Source organism: Terrabacter koreensis (assembly GCF_054783315.1).
In genome coordinates this window covers 683,282-698,803 of record NZ_BAAGQU010000004.1, presented here as the reverse complement: position 1 = coordinate 698,803, position 15,522 = coordinate 683,282, and the positions used below count along the sequence as shown (strand labels likewise).

The 15,522-nt window shown below is 71.4% G+C and carries 15 protein-coding genes; 4 read left to right on the top strand and 11 right to left on the bottom strand.

What is annotated here, in order from left to right; genetic code table 11:
* Positions 1–9 precede the first annotated feature (9 nt).
* Both ACYVNR_RS06010 and ACYVNR_RS06005 read right to left on the bottom strand, forming a co-directional pair.
* Entirely contained in the window at positions 10–780 is a 771-nt protein-coding gene (locus tag ACYVNR_RS06010) for an MlaE family ABC transporter permease (RefSeq protein ID WP_461047251.1), read from the bottom strand.
* Position 781: 1 nt separating this feature from the next.
* A complete protein-coding gene (locus ACYVNR_RS06005; RefSeq protein WP_461047249.1) occupies positions 782–1,807 on the bottom strand; it encodes an ABC transporter ATP-binding protein in 1,026 nt (341 codons plus the stop codon).
* Between the two features lie 147 nt (positions 1,808–1,954).
* On the opposite strand from ACYVNR_RS06005, the gene ACYVNR_RS06000 reads away from it, so the two are divergent.
* Positions 1,955–2,425: a DUF4178 domain-containing protein gene (locus tag ACYVNR_RS06000; protein WP_461047247.1), complete on the top strand. Its 471-nt coding sequence runs from the start codon at positions 1,955–1,957 to the stop codon at positions 2,423–2,425.
* A 2-nt stretch (positions 2,426–2,427) separates the two neighbouring features.
* Here ACYVNR_RS06000 and ACYVNR_RS05995 read toward each other — a convergent pair whose 3' ends face one another.
* Complete coding sequence (locus ACYVNR_RS05995) at positions 2,428–3,417, bottom strand: hypothetical protein (protein ID WP_461047245.1); 990 nt, start codon at positions 3,415–3,417, stop codon at positions 2,428–2,430.
* 213 nt (positions 3,418–3,630) lie between these two features.
* Here ACYVNR_RS05995 and ACYVNR_RS05990 point away from each other — a divergent pair, with 213 nt between their 5' ends.
* Both ACYVNR_RS05990 and ACYVNR_RS05985 read left to right on the top strand, forming a co-directional pair.
* On the top strand, positions 3,631–5,013 hold the full coding sequence (locus tag ACYVNR_RS05990) for an FAD-binding oxidoreductase (RefSeq protein ID WP_461048285.1): 1,383 nt from the start codon (positions 3,631–3,633) through the stop codon (positions 5,011–5,013).
* Positions 5,013–6,140, top strand: a complete 1,128-nt coding sequence (locus ACYVNR_RS05985; RefSeq protein WP_461047243.1) for a pyridoxal-phosphate-dependent aminotransferase family protein — start codon at positions 5,013–5,015, stop codon at positions 6,138–6,140. The genes ACYVNR_RS05990 and ACYVNR_RS05985 overlap by 1 nt, the downstream gene beginning before the upstream one ends.
* A gap of 81 nt (positions 6,141–6,221) precedes the next feature.
* On the opposite strand, the gene ACYVNR_RS05980 is transcribed toward ACYVNR_RS05985, so the two are convergent.
* From ACYVNR_RS05980 to rplJ, 3 genes are all read right to left on the bottom strand, one after another.
* Positions 6,222–7,043, bottom strand: a complete 822-nt coding sequence (locus ACYVNR_RS05980; RefSeq protein ID WP_461047241.1) for a hypothetical protein — start codon at positions 7,041–7,043, stop codon at positions 6,222–6,224.
* 187 nt (positions 7,044–7,230) lie between these two features.
* Positions 7,231–7,617 (bottom strand): 50S ribosomal protein L7/L12, encoded by a 387-nt coding sequence (gene rplL, locus ACYVNR_RS05975; RefSeq protein WP_045191930.1) that lies wholly within the window; start codon positions 7,615–7,617, stop codon positions 7,231–7,233.
* A gap of 69 nt (positions 7,618–7,686) precedes the next feature.
* Positions 7,687–8,301, bottom strand: coding sequence for a 50S ribosomal protein L10 (gene rplJ / locus ACYVNR_RS05970; protein WP_045191931.1), 615 nt, complete (start codon positions 8,299–8,301; stop codon positions 7,687–7,689).
* A 326-nt stretch (positions 8,302–8,627) separates the two neighbouring features.
* On the opposite strand from rplJ, the gene ACYVNR_RS05965 reads away from it, so the two are divergent.
* The gene (locus ACYVNR_RS05965; RefSeq protein ID WP_461047239.1) at positions 8,628–9,584 is read left to right on the top strand and encodes a DUF3152 domain-containing protein; all 957 of its coding nucleotides are present in this window, start codon (positions 8,628–8,630) and stop codon (positions 9,582–9,584) included.
* A gap of 117 nt (positions 9,585–9,701) precedes the next feature.
* On the opposite strand, the gene ACYVNR_RS05960 is transcribed toward ACYVNR_RS05965, so the two are convergent.
* The 5 genes from ACYVNR_RS05960 to nusG all read right to left on the bottom strand — a co-directional run bounded on the left by ACYVNR_RS05960 (position 9,702) and on the right by nusG (position 15,522).
* Entirely contained in the window at positions 9,702–10,955 is a 1,254-nt protein-coding gene (locus ACYVNR_RS05960; RefSeq protein ID WP_461047237.1) for a choice-of-anchor P family protein, read from the bottom strand.
* A gap of 192 nt (positions 10,956–11,147) precedes the next feature.
* Positions 11,148–13,028: a gamma-glutamyltransferase gene (gene ggt / locus ACYVNR_RS05955; protein ID WP_461047235.1), complete on the bottom strand. Its 1,881-nt coding sequence runs from the start codon at positions 13,026–13,028 to the stop codon at positions 11,148–11,150.
* Between the two features lie 249 nt (positions 13,029–13,277).
* Positions 13,278–13,994: a 50S ribosomal protein L1 gene (gene rplA, locus ACYVNR_RS05950; RefSeq protein WP_045191934.1), complete on the bottom strand. Its 717-nt coding sequence runs from the start codon at positions 13,992–13,994 to the stop codon at positions 13,278–13,280.
* Between the two features lie 125 nt (positions 13,995–14,119).
* Positions 14,120–14,551, bottom strand: coding sequence for a 50S ribosomal protein L11 (gene rplK / locus ACYVNR_RS05945; RefSeq protein ID WP_030194100.1), 432 nt, complete (start codon positions 14,549–14,551; stop codon positions 14,120–14,122).
* Positions 14,552–14,646: 95 nt separating this feature from the next.
* Complete coding sequence (gene nusG, locus ACYVNR_RS05940; protein ID WP_461047232.1) at positions 14,647–15,522, bottom strand: transcription termination/antitermination protein NusG; 876 nt, start codon at positions 15,520–15,522, stop codon at positions 14,647–14,649.

Below are 15,522 nucleotides of genomic sequence, written 5' to 3'. Positions count from 1 at the left end.
GGTCAGTTCTCAGATCTTCTGCGGGACGACTTGGAAGTACACGGCCGTGATGACGAAGTTGACGACGAACAGGAGCATGAAGGTGATGACGACGCTCTGGTTGACCGCGTCGCCGACCCCCTTCGGGCCACCTCCGGCGCCCAGGCCCTTGTAGGCCGCGACCACCGCCGCGATCGCCCCGAAGATGAGCGCCTTGATCTCGGCGGTCCAGAGGTCGGGCAGCTGGGCCAACGCGGTGAAGCTCGCGATGTACGCGCCGGGCGTGCCGCCCTGGACGATGACGTTGAAGACGTAGCCGCCGACGACGCCGACGACCGACACGAGGCCGTTGAGCAGCACCGCGACGAGCATCGAGGCGAGCACGCGCGGCACGACCAGGCGCTGGATCGGGCTGATGCCGAGCACCTCCATCGCGTCGATCTCCTCGCGGATCTTGCGCGAGCCGAGGTCGGCGCAGATGGCCGAGCCGCCGGCCCCGGCGATCAGCAAGGCGGTGACGATCGGGCTGGCCTCGCGCAGCACCGCGAGCACGCTCGCGGCGCCGGTGTAGGACTGCGCGCCGAGCTGACGGGTCAGGGTGCCGAGCTGCAGCGCGATGACCGCACCGAACGGGATCGACACGAGCGCGGTCGGCAGGATCGTGACGCTCGCGATGAACCACGCCTGCTGGATGAACTCCTTGAGCTGGAACGGGCGCTTGGGCAGCGCCCGGAACACGTCGAGCGCGAGCGCGAAGAGCGAGCCCGACTGGCGCAGCGCGCCGGTGAGGGGTGCGGCCACGTCAGCCCACCTCCCCCGCGAACGCGGGCGAGCCGGCATACGGGCCCGGGGTGGCGGCAGCCGGCGACGGCGACGCGATGGCGCCGGCGGCGACGGTCGAGGTCTCGAACGACCCGGGCGGCGGGGTGACGCCGTTCTGGCGGCACCACTCACCCGCGGGGCGCGCCGTGCGCCGCACGGAGCCGTCGCTCGTCGGCAGCTGGAGCGCGATCGGCGGCAGGGGCGGCAGCTCCTGGCCGGACTCGGCCGCCAGCTCGTCGGCGTCCTTCTCCTCGGACATGCCGATGGGCCCGACGCGCTGGGCGTTGAGGAACTGGCGCACGACCGGCTCCTCGGAGCTGAGCAGCATCTCGCGCGGGCCGAACATCGCCAGGTGCCGGTGGTAGAGCAGCCCGATGTTGTCGGGCACCGTGCGGGCGGTGTTGATGTCGTGCGTGACGATGAGGAAGGTCGCCTCGATCTGCGCGTTGAGGTCGACGATGAGCTGGTTGAGGTACGCGGTGCGCACCGGGTCGAGGCCCGAGTCGGGCTCGTCGAAGAGGATGATCTCGGGGTCGAGCACCAGAGCCCGGGCGAGGCCCGCGCGCTTGCGCATGCCGCCGGAGATCTCGCCGGGCAGCTTGCCCTCGGCGCCCTGCAGACCGACCAGGTCGATCTTCTCGCCGACGATCCGCTTGATCTCCGCCTCGGTCTTCTTCGTGTGCTCGCGGAGGGGGAACGCGATGTTGTCGTAGAGGTTCATCGACCCGAAGAGCGCGCCGTCCTGGAAGAGCACTCCGAAGAGCTTGCGCACCTCGTAGAGGTCGTGCTCGCGCAGCCGCGTCAGGTCACGGCCGTTGATGACGATCGAGCCCGTGTCGGGCTTGAGCAGCCCCACGAGCGTCTTGAGGAAGACGGACTTGCCGGTGCCCGAGGGGCCCAGCATGACCGAGATCTCACCCGCGGGAAGCGTGAGGGTCACGTCCCGCCAGATCGTCTGCGACCCGAAGGTCTTGGTCAGCCCGGTGACCGCGATCTCCACACCCATGTGGCATCCACCTATATCTCTCTTGCCGTCTCGACTCGGCTACGGGGGAAACGAGGGCGGCGGGCGGAAGTTACGCGCGAGTTCGGTTTGCCCCTGCGGCGGGTCGGCGGTGGTTACCCTGTGTGCACCGTCACGGAGGAGGGGTGCATGCGAGCGGAGCTGCGCGAGTCGCAGGTCGGTCCCGGCGCCGTGCTCGAGGTCGAGGGCACGCGCCACCGCGTCGTCGGCAGCCTGCGCTTCGACCTCGACGGCATCGTCTGGGGCGAGCACTGCATCACCGCGTCCGGGCCCCGTGAGTGGGTGTCTCTGCGACCGCGCGGTGCCACCTCGATCATCCACTGGCGCCTGCGTGGCGACCTCTTCGGCGACCCCGACCTCGCCGGGATGACGCTCGACGGCCGCGACTGGACCCTCCTCCAGTCCGGCTCGCTGACCTACACCGCCGAGGGCGATACCGGCACCGGCACCCGCGGGACGTGCGACTTCGTCGAGTTCACCCACGGCGACGACCTGCTGCTCGTCTTCGAGAGCTTCGACGGCTCGGTCTGGGAGATCAGCGTCGGCCGGCTCGTCGACCCCTCACAGGTGCGCGGCTACCACGAGGCCGCCCGCGCCTGACGTCAGCGGGTGGCGGTCACCTCGTGGCTCACCGTGTCGCCCTCGACGCGCACCGTGAACGCCGCGACGCCCGGCCCACCCGTGCCGCCCTGGTGGCCCAGGCGCGCCAGCACGTCGGCCAACCGGGTGAAGGTGTCGGGAGTGGGCACCGGGGCCTGGCCGTCCGCGTTGCCGGACAGGCCGGTCAGGCGGTGGTCGGCGTCGAGGGTCAGGGCTGCGGTCAGGCGCTGCACGGACGTGCCGCGCTGGGCCTCGATGCCCTGGCGGAGCACGGCCCCGACCTCGTCGAGCACGGCGCCGACGCCACCGTCGTCGCTCGCACCCGTCGCCGTATGCCGTGTGGCGGCGTCGCCGGGCCGGGTGGAGTGTCCTTCGCTGAGGAAACCGACGGCCGCGAACTCGATCTTGCCGAAGTCGACCTCGGCGTCGCGCGCGAGCGAGTTGTCGATGACGTACGCGAGGTTGACCGCGAGGTCCTTCATGCCCGGGTGCAGCTGCTGCCCGACGAAGCGGGCGCAGAGCAGCATCGCGTGGACCCGCACCATGGGCCGGCCCTTGCGGTCCTCGACCCGCTGCTCCGGCTCGACCCGTCCTACGTCGAAGCCGTCGCCCGGGTAGAAGTGCACGGGCCTCTCGAGCACGAAGAGCGAGTAGTCGGGTCGGTCGGAGCCGGGCATGAGCCGGTAGAGCTCGCCGTTGAGGGGCAGCTGCCACTCGAGCTCGGGCGGAGCCGTGTCGAAGTGGGTGACGCTCACCAGCTGGCCGTAGCGGCCGGCCGCCGTGGAGGACCGGTCGGGTGCCGGTGCCGGCACGGGGTCGGGCGTCGGAGCGGCCCCGGCCCCGGCGGCCACGCCGACGGGCACGGGATGGGGCGCGAGGGGGACGGGCGGACCCGACTGGCCGGCAGGGGACTCGGGGTGCTCCTGCGGCGCAGCCGGCGCGGACGCCGAGGTGTCATCGCCAGACCTGAACGTGCGCGACAGCCATCCCATGCGGGCAAACCTACCCGGCAGCGCAGCAGAATCCTGCGGGCGTCGGTGCGGCGCATCCGGGGTGTCGATGCCTCAAGGTGGCGAGGGGCCGGTCGTGCCCGACCTGCCGCTGGTGGAGGACGGGGCCTGCGCGCGCCTCCGGGTGCGCATGGCCGGCCCGATCCACTGCGGCCCGGGCGGCCCGCTCGTGGTTACGGTGGGTGGGTGACGACAGTGAGCAAGGACGCTCCCGACCTGCCCGCCCTCGACGACCTCGCCGCGACGCTGGCTCCGGGCGCGCTGCTGACCGAGCCCGACAGCACCGCCGCCTACCGCTTCGACTACACGGCCGACGCCGGGGCAGGCACACCGCTCGCGGTGGTGCGGGCCACATCGGCGGCCGACGTGCAGGCGACGGTGCGCTGGGCCGGCGCACACGGCATACCCGTGGTGCCCCGCGGCGCGGGCAGCGGCCTGTCGGGTGGCGCCAACGCCGTCGACGGCTGCATCGTGCTGAGCCTCGAGCGGATGCGCGCCGTCGAGATCGACCCGACGACGCGGACGGCCGTCGTCGAGCCGGGGGCCCTCAACGCCGAGGTCAAGCGGGCTGCGGCGCAGCACGGCCTGTGGTACCCACCCGACCCGTCCTCCTTCGAGATCTGCTCGATCGGCGGCAACGTCGCGACGAACGCGGGTGGCCTGTGCTGCGTGAAGTACGGCGTCACCACCGACTACGTGCTCGGCCTGGACGTCGTGCTCGCTGACGGAACGCTCGTGCGGCTGGGCGGCCAGCGGGTCAAGGACAGCGCCGGCCTCTCGCTCGTCAAGCTCTTCGTGGGGAGCGAGGGCACCCTGGGCGTCGTGACCCGCGCGACCCTGCGGCTCGTCCCCGCGCAGGCACCACCCGCCACGCTCGTCGCCACCTTCGACGACGTCGAGGCGGCCGCACGCGTCGTCGTCGCCATCGGCGCCAGCCTGCGGGCCTCGATGATGGAGCTCATGGACCAGGCCTCGATCAACGCCGTCGAGGACCACCGCAGCATGGGCCTCGACCGCAGCGCCGGTGCGATGCTGCTCGCGCAGTCCGATGCGCCGGGTGCGGCGCGCGGTGAGGAGATCGCCGAGATGGAGCGCATCTGCTCCGCCGGCGGCGCCCGCGAGTGCTTCACCACGACCGACGCCGACGAGGGCGAGATGTTCGTCGCCGCACGCCGGTCGGCGATCGTCGCCATCGAGCGGCGCGGCGCCATCATGCTCGAGGACGTCGGCGTGCCCGTGCCCCGCCTGCCCGAGCTGCTCACCGGCATCGCGGCGATCGCGAGACGGCGCGAGGTCGAGATCCCGGTCGTCGCCCACGCCGGCGACGGCAACACGCACCCGATCGTCGTGCACCCGCCGGGCGACCCCGACGCCAAGGATCGGGCGGCCCTGGCCTTCTCCGAGGTGATGAGCCTCGCGATCAGCCTCGGCGGCACGATCACCGGCGAGCACGGGGTCGGCCGTCTCAAGCGCGCGGCCCTGCCCGAGCAGCTCGGCCCTGACGTCATGGCCCTCACCCACCGCATCAAGAACGCCCTCGACCCGCAGGGCATCCTCAACCCCGGAGCCGCATTCTGATGACGACCACGCCCCCCACCACCTCGCCCCGCCCCGTCGCCGAGCGCCACCTCTTCGGGCCGGGCCCCTGCAACCCCTACCCCGAGGCCACCCTCGCGCTCGCGGCGCCCCTGCTCGGCCACCTCGACCCCGACTTCCTCGCGGTGATGGACGAGACGTGCGACCTGCTGAGGTACGTCTGGGGCACCGACAACCGTCGTACGCTCCCGCTCTCGGCCACGGGCTCGGCCGGTATGGAGGCCGCCTTCGTCAACACCGTCTCCCCCGGCGACGTCGTCGTCGTCGCCGTCAACGGGCTCTTCGGTGAGCGCATGGTCGACGTGGCCGGTCGGCACGGCGCCGAGGTCGTCCGGGTCGACCACGCCTGGGGTACCCCCGTCGACGCCGAGCGCGTCGCCGCCGCCCACCCGTCGCCGAAGATCATCGCCGCCGTGCACGCCGAGACCTCGACCGGCGTCCGCTCCGACATCGCCGCGCTCGGCGCGGTCAAGGGCGACGCCCTGCTCCTCGTCGACGCCGTGACGAGCATCGGCGGCATCGAGCTGCGCGCTGACGACTGGGGCGTCGACATCGGCTACGCCGGCACCCAGAAGTGTCTCGGCGTCGCCCCCGGCCTCGCCCCCTTCACGATCAGCGACCGCGCGTTCGAGCGCCGCGTCGAGAAGCCGTCGTCGTGGTACCTCGACCTCGGGCTGCTCGGCGGCTACGTCGGAGAGGCCTCCGGCGCGGGCAAGCGCACCTATCACCACACCGCCCCGACGGCGATGGTCGCGAGCCTGCACGCCGGGCTGCGCCGCATCGCCGACGAGGGGCTCGAGAAGGTGTGGGACCGTCACGCCGAGGCCGGCCGTCTCCTGCAGGACGGTCTCGAGGAGATGGGCCTCGAGCTGTTCGCGCAGGAGGGCTCACGCCTGCCGGAGCTAACGACGGTGCGGGTGCCCGACGGGGTCGACTCGGCGGCCGTTCGCGGCTACCTGCTCGAGCGGCACAACCTCGAGATCGGAGCCGGCGTCGGCGAGTTCGCCTCCACGGTCTGGCGCATCGGCCTCATGGGCCACAACGCCCGCCCCGACCGTGTCGCCCTCGTGCTGGCAGCGCTCGAGGATGCCCTGGCCCACACGCACTGACACGCGGCGTCTGCACACGGTTCGAGGTGATCCGCGACGGCAAACGGTCGCGGACCACCTCGACCGCGGCGGTGGCCCGGCTCAGGCGATGCCTGACCACCACACGGTCGCCAGCGACGGGTAGAACTGCTCGATCCAGAGCGGTCCGGCGTTGAGGACCGAGTAGCTCGAGCCGGTCTTGCCGCTGCTCCACAGCACGCGGCCGTCGGGGGCGACGACGATCAGCTGGGCCCGGGTGGTCACGGCCGCGTGCGAGCCGGCGACACCGGTGCGCGTCTGCCAGCGCACCGTCGACCCGACGCGGTAGACGAGGTTGCCGTTCGTCTGCATGCTCAGCGTGCGCACCGGCTCGCCCTGCTGGTCGCCCCAGGCGTTCACGAGCCGCGAGTTGCTGCGCAGGATGGAGTTCGCCGGCAGCAGCGTGCTGCCCGAACCGCTCTGCCAGACCACCTTGCCGGCGGAGGTCGTCATGACGAGGTTGCCGCCGCTCGTCAGCGCGAGGGTGGCCGCACCCTTGTTCGCGGTGTTCGAGTGCCACAGCAGCGCACCGTTCGAGTGGCGCAGCGCGAGGTCCCCGTTGCAGTGGAAGGCGAGCAGCGTCGCGTCGGTGTTGGACTGGTAGCGGCCGGTGGGGTCGTCGCGGAACCACGTCCCGGTCGTGGTGTGGTCGCGGCCGCGGGAGCCGCTCATCCAGGCCGTCTCCTCGATCTCGACGAAGTCCGGGCTGACCTGCAGCGTGAACCGACCGTTGGCGAGCCGGTCGGAGGCGGTGCCCGCCTTGAGGTGGGTGCACGCCTTGAGGATCGGGCCCGGGGCTGCGTGGGCGGTGGTGGTGATCGGGCCGAGGATCGCCCCGACGGCAATGGTCAGAGCCGTCGTGGTGACGGCCAGCAGTCGGCGCATGATGTGCGGTTGTCTCCCTGTATTCGATGTGAGTCGCGAGAACCCTAGGGGCACGGAACCGCGCACGACGCCGGAACGCTCGGTGACGTCGGAAGGAGACTTCCTGAGAGACGGCGAAGGCGGGCCCGACCTGGTGGTCGGACCCGCCTTCGCGGTGATGCTGGAGCCCCGGGCTAGCCGGGACGGCTCACTTGAGCTCGACGGTGGCGCCGGCGCCCTCGAGCTGCTCCTTGGCCTTCTCGGCCGCAGCCTTGTCGACACCCTCGAGAACGGGCTTGGGGGCGCCGTCGACGAGGTCCTTGGCCTCCTTGAGGCCGAGGCTCGTGAGCGCGCGGACCTCCTTGATGACCTGGATCTTCTTGTCGCCGGCGGCGGTGAGAACGACGTCGAACGAGTCCTTCTCCTCCTCCTCGACGGCGGCAGCGCCGCCACCGGCAGCCGCGGGGGCGGCGGCAACGGGGGCAGCAGCGGTGACCTCGAAGGTCTCCTCGAACTGCTTCACGAACTCGGAGAGCTCGATGAGGGTCATCTCCTTGAAAGCGTCAAGGAGCTCGTCGGTGCTGAGCTTCGCCATGGTGGCTTCCTTCCTAGATATTGCCGTGAGTGGCGTGTTGTTGAATCGAGCTGGTGCGCAGGTGCGCGATCAGCTCTCGTCGCCACCCTCGGCGACGTCGGTGGTTGCCTCGGCGGCCGGAGCCTCCGTGGCGGGAGCCTCGTCGGCGGCAGCCGGCGTGGCGGGACCCTGCGCCTCGACCTTCTGGCGCAGGGCGTCGACCACGCGGGCCGTCTGCGACAGAGGAGCGACGAAGAGGTAGGCGGCCTTGTTGAGGGAGCCCTTCATGGCACCCGCAAGCTTGGCCAGCAGAACCTCGCGGGACTCGAGGTCCGCGAGCTTCGTGATCTCCTCGGGGGACAAGGCCTTGCCGTCGAGGACGCCGGCCTTGATCACGAGGAGGGGGTGTGCCTTGGCGAAGTCACGCAGACCCTTGGCCGCCTCGACCGGGTCACCGGTGACGAAGGCGATGGCCGACGGGCCCTGGAGGTGGCCGTCGAAGGCCGAGATCCCGGCCTCCTTCGCGGCGAGCTCCGTGAGCGTGTTCTTGACCACGGCGTAGGTGGCGTGCTCTCGGATCGAGTTGCGCAGCTCGGAGAGCTGCTTCACGGTCAGGCCGCGGTACTCGGTGAGAACGGCCGCACCGGACTCACGGAACTTGTCCGCGATCTCGGCAATGGCTGCGCTCTTCTCGGCGTTCGCCATCTGGGCCTCCTTCCCTTGCGTGGTGACGCCGGCGAAGGAGCCCGGAGGGCCTGCACGAGAAGAGCCCCGGCGCAGGGCGCTCGGGGCTCGAAGCGGCATACTCGACGTATGCCGTGAGGCTGAGTGTCCTGCGCTGGCTGCCCGCATCGTGCGGGACCTTCGAGAGATCGTGGTTGCCCACGCCCTCCAACCGGCGGTCATTGGTCGTGGACCAGAGTACGGGCAGTCCCCCGTCCCGACCAAATCGGGGCCGCACGTGCTCGGGCGCCCGCGCGTCACGGGTGCGCTCCTCGCAATACGCGGGTAGGTGACCTAGCGTGACCCGTATGGCGCGAGGCAGCGTGGAACGCCGCCCCACCCCCCGTCAACGGCAGGCGATCCGCCGACGACGCACGTGGGCGGGTCTGGCCGTCATGCTCTGCGTCGCCGCGGACGTCTGGTCGGTGACGGGCGCGGGAGCCCGCGAGCCGGTGACGCCGGCCGGGCTCTTCAGCGTCGACCGGGTGGCCCTGGCCGCGGGGTTCGCCCCGGCCGTCGCCGTCGACCAGGTCGAACGCGTGCCCGACTCGCAGGTCGACTCACAGGCTGGGTCGTCGGGCGAGGAGGCGGCCGGTTCCGGCGCGTCGGCCACCGGGGCGGCCACCACGGGTGCGGCTGCGAAGGCGGCCGCCGGCTCGAGCGCCGGCGCCGCGAACGACGGCAAGGACGCGAAGGGCGCGGTCATCGAGTCGGGCACCGGGCGCTTCACGGTCGTGGCCGTGCCGGCCAAGGCCGTGCGCCCGGCCCCGTCGGGCGGACGTACGGTGCGCTACACGGTCGAGCTCGAGGGCGGCCTCGACGTGTCCGGCGAGCAGCTGGCCACTGTGGTCGGCACCGTCCTGACCGACCCCCGGGGGTGGCAGGCCAAGGATGGCGTTCGGTTCGTCAACATCTCCCCCGCCGCAGCCTCGAAGGGGGCAGGCATCGACCTGCGGATCACTCTCGCCAGCCCGAACACCACCGACAAGCTGTGCGCGCCGCTGCAGACCCGCGGCCAGGTGAGCTGCCACAACACGGGACGCGTCGTGCTCAACCTGCGCCGGTGGGTGCTCGGCGCCGACGCGTACGGCACCGACATCGCCGGCTACCGCACCTACCTCGTCAACCACGAGGTGGGTCACGGCATCGGCCACGCCCACGCGTACTGCGGCGGACCGGGCAAGGTCGCGCCCGTCATGATGCAGCAGACCTACGGCCTCAAGGGCTGCACCGCCTGGCCCTGGCCGACCGCGAAGCCCGCCTGACCGTCAGTGCCTCACTGTCGTCCTCCGGGCGACCGCCAGGCCGGCCGCGACGGCTGTCGCGACCGGCCTGTCCGATGCTGCCTCGCGGAGGGATCGCGCCGGTCGGTGCAGGGAGGGTCAGAGCAGCGACGTGACGGACGAGCCGACCCGCACCACCGACCCCGTCGGCAGGTTGCCGCGCACGCGGTCGGTCACGATCTCGACCATGACCACCTCGATGGACCGCGAGGTGCGGACGACCTTGTGCAGCGTCACCCGGCCGAGCCCCGGCACCGTGAGCACCGTGTTGGGCGGGACGGATGCGGAGATGGCCGGGAGTCCCTGGATGCGCAGTCCCACGAAGCGGGAGGCGTCGGTGAGGACCGGGGCCGCACCCGGGGCGGCCTGGCGGGTCGAGGTCTCGGCGACGATCGCGTCGGCGCTGATCAAGCCACCCAGCACGCGCGGAGCGCTGATCGTGTTGCGCACCCAGGAGCTGCGCTGTGTCGAGCTGACCTTCGAGAGCACATCGGTGGTCGTCGTCCCGGTCGCCACCAGGGTGGGGACGGTGGCCGCAGCGAGGGTCGCCTGACCGGAGCCTCCGGTGCACGGCACCCCCGCCAGCGCGGTACGGCTGGACGATGCGGCGCCGTCGGGGTAGCTGGCGGACGTGGCGTAGCCGTAGCCGCCGACGAGCCCGCTCACCGGGCCGGTGAGCGTCGCGCGCGACACACCGACGTCCATCCGTGAGCCGATGGGCAGCCCGAGGGCGTTCGAGCCGGTGACGACGACCCGCAGCGCCGTGGTGGAGACCCGCAGCTCGTTGCCGACGACCCCGCGGGACTGCTGGTTGAGGTAGACGGTCGCGAAGGCGGCCCCGCTCGACGACCGCAGGGTGATGGCCGAGTTCGGCGCCGGCACGCTGTTGAGCGCCCGGCCGCCGACCTTGAGCCCGACCAGCTGGGACTGGTTCGAGCCGGACAGCGCGCCTGCCAGCCCGCGCGACGCGACGCTCGTGGACGTGACGCTGTCGGCGCGGACCAGACCCTTGAGGAGGTTCACGCCCGAGGTCGTGGACGACCCCCGGCTCGCGTGGCCGGTCGTCGTCCGTGTCGTCGTCGCACTCGTGCGCGTGACGCCGACCGAGCCTGCCGCCCCGTCCACGGCGGCCGCGGACCCCGTCGCCGACCTGCCGAACACGGTCGAGCAGCTGATCGCGGCGTATGCCGTCGGTCCGGAGCGCACCACCCCGCCGATGACGACGTAGCTGCCGTAGGCGGACGCGGCGGCCCCGAGCAGCGGCGTGGCCGCCGTGGCCGGTGCGGCGGTGAGAGGTGCGGCCATCCCCGAGATGGCCGCACCGACGAGGATCGCCGTGAGTTTCCCGTTCATGCTCGTGCTCCTGTCATCGATGCCCTGCCATCGATCCCCTGACCGATGGGCCCGGAAACGAGACCCACCGCCCGCGTGTTATGGGACACATCTGCTGTTTGTGCGGTATGGCCATTTTCGCCGGCGGACAGACGAAGGAGGCCGCCCCGAGGGGACGGCCTCCTTGTCGTCGCGGCGTGTCGCGGTGGGCGGTCAGCGCGGGTGCACGACCATCGCCGAGCCACCGCCGCGGCGCACCGTCTCGGCGGCCGCCTCGAACAGACCGCCGTCGAGGCTGCGGATCGCCGTGACCGCACCGATCTCGTTCGGTGTGCCGGCCGATGCGAGCTTGTGGCCGAGCGCGGTCAGGGCGGCACCGGTGGGCCCGTCGAGGATCGCCGGTTCTGCGCCCTCGGTGCTGCCGTTGCGCGAGCTGAGGCGCGGCGCCGCGATGGCGTCGACCAGCGGCAGCCCACGGTCGAGGTAGCCGAGGATCGTCTGCGACACCGAGGTGATGATGGTGGCCCCACCCGGAGAGCCGACGGCGAGGAACGGCTTGCCGTCCTGAAGCAGGATCGTCGGGCTCATCGACGAGCGCGGCCGCTTGCCGGGGCCCGGGAGGTTCGGGTCGGGCGCGTCGCCCTGGGTCGGGGCGAAGTTGAAGTCGGTCAGCTCGTTGTTGAGCAGGAAGCCATAGCCCGGCACCGTGATGCCCGAGCCACCCGTCTGCTCGATGGTGAGGGTGTACGAGGCGACGTTGCCCCACCGGTCTGCCACGGTCAGGTGCGTGGTCGACTGCCCCTCGCTGGGCTGTGCCGACACAGGTGCGGTGGCGCACGAGGTGTATGAGCCGTCAGGGACGCCCGGCGGGATGGGCCGCGGCGAGTAGGCCTTGGCCGGGTCGAAGAGGCAGGCGCGCTCGCCGGCGAAGCCGGTGCTCGTCAGCTCACCGACGGGGACGCCCGGCACGTCGCCGACGTAGCGGTTGCGGTCGGCGAAGGCCGTGGCCGACGCCTCGGAGAAGCGGTGGAGGTACTGCACCTGGTCGACGTCGCGCGTGGTCACGCCGGTGCGCTGCTCGTAAGCCGTCAGGAGGTTGAGGATCTCGGCGACGGCGATGCCACCCGAGCTGGGGACCGGCATCCCGTAGACGTCGAACCCCTTGTACTGCGAGTGGATCGGCGCCTTGGTCAGCGCCCGGTAGGAGGCGAGGTCGCGCAACGTCAGCTGCCCGCCCATGACGCTCACGCCCGGCGCCGTGTGCGGCGCGTTCGACTCTCGGACGATCGCCTCACCCAGGCGCCCGCGGTAGAGCACGTCGGTGCCCCGCGTGCGCAGCGCGCGGTAGGCCTTGGCCATGTCGGGGTTGCGGAACACGGAGCCCACGACCGGCGGCTGGTTGCCCGGCAGGAAGACCCGCTGGGTCTCGGGGAACTTCCGGAAGCGGTCGGCGTTCTGCGCGGTCTGGTCGCGGAAGGTCTGGTCGACGACGAAGCCCTGCGCCGCCAGCCGCTCGGCCGGCTTGAGCGCGGCGTTGAGCGAGAGCGTGCCGTGGTCGCGCAGAGCCTTGGCCCAGAGGGCCGGCGTGCCCGGGACACCCACTGACAGGCCGGAGCTGACCACCGTCGGGAAGTCGAGCGCATTGCCCGTCGCAGGGTCGGTGAACGTCTTGTCGGTGAACGTCGCCGGAGCCGTCTCGCGCCCGTCGATGGTCGACACCTTCTTCGAACGGGCATCGTAGTAGACGAGGAACCCGCCGCCGCCGATGCCGGCGCTGTAGGGCTCCGTGACGCCGAGTGCGGCGGCTGTCGCGACGGCGGCGTCGGCGGCGTTGCCGCCCCGTGCCAGCACGTCGACGCCGACCTGCGAGGCGTCGCGGTCGACGGAGCTGACCGCCCCGCCGGACCCGACCATGACCGGCGCCTTGGGCAGCGTCGTCGGCTGGCCGTGCCAGCCCCTGTCGCGCTGCGGTGACGGCGCCACCGTGGGCTGGGCTCCCGCGGTCGTGGGGAGCAGTGAGAGCGGGAGGCCGACGACGAGAGCGCCGAGGACCCATCGGGAACGTGTCGTGGTGCGTGCGCTGAGACGACTCATCTTTCGACCGTACCCGCGCAAACCCCGCGGATCGCGTCGAGCACCCCACCGATCCGAGGTGACGGAGTGTTCTCTCGATCTGACTGACGGGGGCGCTCCCGTGCGCGGCGCGGTGACGGAGTGTTCTCTCGATCGGGCTGACAGGGATGGCCCGTGCTCGGCGCGGTGACGAAGCGTTCTCTCGATGGGGGAACGCGAGAGCCCGCCACCCCCAGGGGTGACGGGCTCTCGGTGCGTCGGGTCAGGCGATCAGGCCTGCTCCTCCTCGACGAGGAGGTTGCGCGTCTTGGAGAAGTCGAGCGGGATGCCCGGGCCCATCGTCGTGGAGACGGTGGCCTTCTCGATGTAGCGGCCCTTCGAGCTGGCCGGCTTGAGACGCAGGATCTCCTCGAGGGCAGCGGCGTAGTTCTCGACGAGCTTGGCCTCGTCGAAGGACGCCTTGCCGATGATGAAGTGGAGGTTCGCGTGCTTGTCGACGCGGAACTCGATCTTGCCGCCCTTGATGTCGGCGACGGCCTTGGCGACGTCCATCGTCACGGTGCCGGTCTTCGGGTTCGGCATGAGGCCACGCGGGCCGAGCACCTTGCCGAGTCGACCGACCTTGCCCATGAGGTCAGGGGTCGCGACGACGGCGTCGAAGTCGAGCCAGCCGCCCTGGACCTTCTCGAGCAGGTCGTCGGAGCCGACGTGGTCGGCGCCGGCCTCACGGGCGGCCTCGGCCTTGTCGCCGTTGGCGAAGACGAGGACGCGGGCGGTCTTGCCCGTGCCGTGCGGCAGGTTGACCGTGCCGCGGACGGCCTGGTCGGCCTTGCGGGGGTCGACGCCGAGGCGCATCGCGACCTCGACGGTCTCGTCGTACTTGGCCTTCGCGGTCTGCTTGGCGACGCGGACGGCCTCGAGCGGGGCGTAGACCTTGCCGGGCTGGACGAGCTCGGCGGCTGCGCGGTAGTTCTTGCTGCGCTTCATGGAACTGCTCCTTGCGTGGATTTCGTGGAGTCGTGGTGCGGGCCAGCGCTGGCCCTCCCACGTGGCCGACGGCATACGGTCCGTATGCCGTGCGGCCGGGGTGACGATCGAGCTGAGAGCTGGGCTCAGAGCTCGGTGTCGATGCCCATCGAGCGAGCGGTGCCGGCGATGATGCGCGCCGCCATCTCCTCGTCGTTGGCGTTGAGGTCTTCCATCTTCTGGCGGGCGATCTCGAGGACCTGGTCGCGCGAGAGCTTGGCGACCTTGGTCTTGTGCGGCTCACCCGAGCCCTTGGCGACGCCGGCAGCCTTCTTGATGAGCTCGGCGGCCGGCGGGGTCTTCGTCACGAAGGTGAACGAGCGGTCCTCGTAGACCGTGATCTCGACCGGGATGACGTTGCCACGCTGGGACTCCGTCGCGGCGTTGTACGCCTTGACGAACTCCATGATGTTGACGCCGTGCTGGCCGAGGGCCGGGCCGACGGGCGGGGCGGGGGTGGCCTGACCGGCCTGGATCTGCAGCTTGATGAAGCCGGAGACCTTCTTCTTGGGGGGCATGGGTGCCTACCTTCTTCGTTGTGGGCCGACGCCGTGGGCGATGACCCGGTTGCATGCCGGTGCGGTGTGCCGCACCGAACGTGGTGGGACCTTGCTCAGATCTTGGCGACCTGGGCGAAGGAGAGCTCGACCGGGGTCTCCCGGCCGAAGATCGAGACGAGCACCTTGAGCTTCTGCGTGTCGGTGTTGATCTCGGAGATGGTGGCGGGAAGGGTCTCGAAGGGCCCCTCCATGACGGTGACCGACTCGCCGACCTCGAAGTCGACGACGCGGACGTCCTTCGGGGCGCTGGACTTCGCGCCGGCCGTGCCCTCGGCGGAGGCGGCGGCCTCGAAGGTCGGGGCGAGCATCGTGAAGACCTCGTCGATCGACAGCGGCACGGGCTGGTGCGCGTTGCCGACGAAGCCGGTCACACCCGGCGTGTGGCGCACGGCGCCCCAGCTCTCGTCGGTGAGGTCCATGCGGACGAGGACGTACCCGGGCATCCGGACGCGACGGACCTGCTTCTTCTGGCCGTTCTTGATCTCGGTGACCTCCTCCATGGGGACCTCGATCTCGAAGATGAAGTCCTCCATGTTGAGGGTCTGGATGCGCGTCTCGAGGTTCGCCTTCACGCGGTTCTCGTAGCCCGCGTAGGAGTGGATGACGAACCAGTCGCCGAAGCGGCTGCGCAGGTCGGCCTTGAAGTCGGCGACCGGGTCGCCGCTGCCGGTGGCGACGGGGGCGTCGGCGTCCTCGGCCTCGTCGGCGTCCACGGTCTCGTCGGACTCGTCGGCGTCGGTGGTCTCAGCGGCCTCGTCGGTGGTCTCGTCGGTGGTCTCGACTGTGGTCCCGTCGGTGGCCTCGACGTCCTCAGCACCCGGGGCGACGTCGGAGGCCGAGAGCTCGTCGGACAGGTCCGTGGGGTCGACGACATCGGTCCCGGTGCTCTCGCCGTTCGGGGCGCCCTCGTGGGCGAACTGCTCGGACAC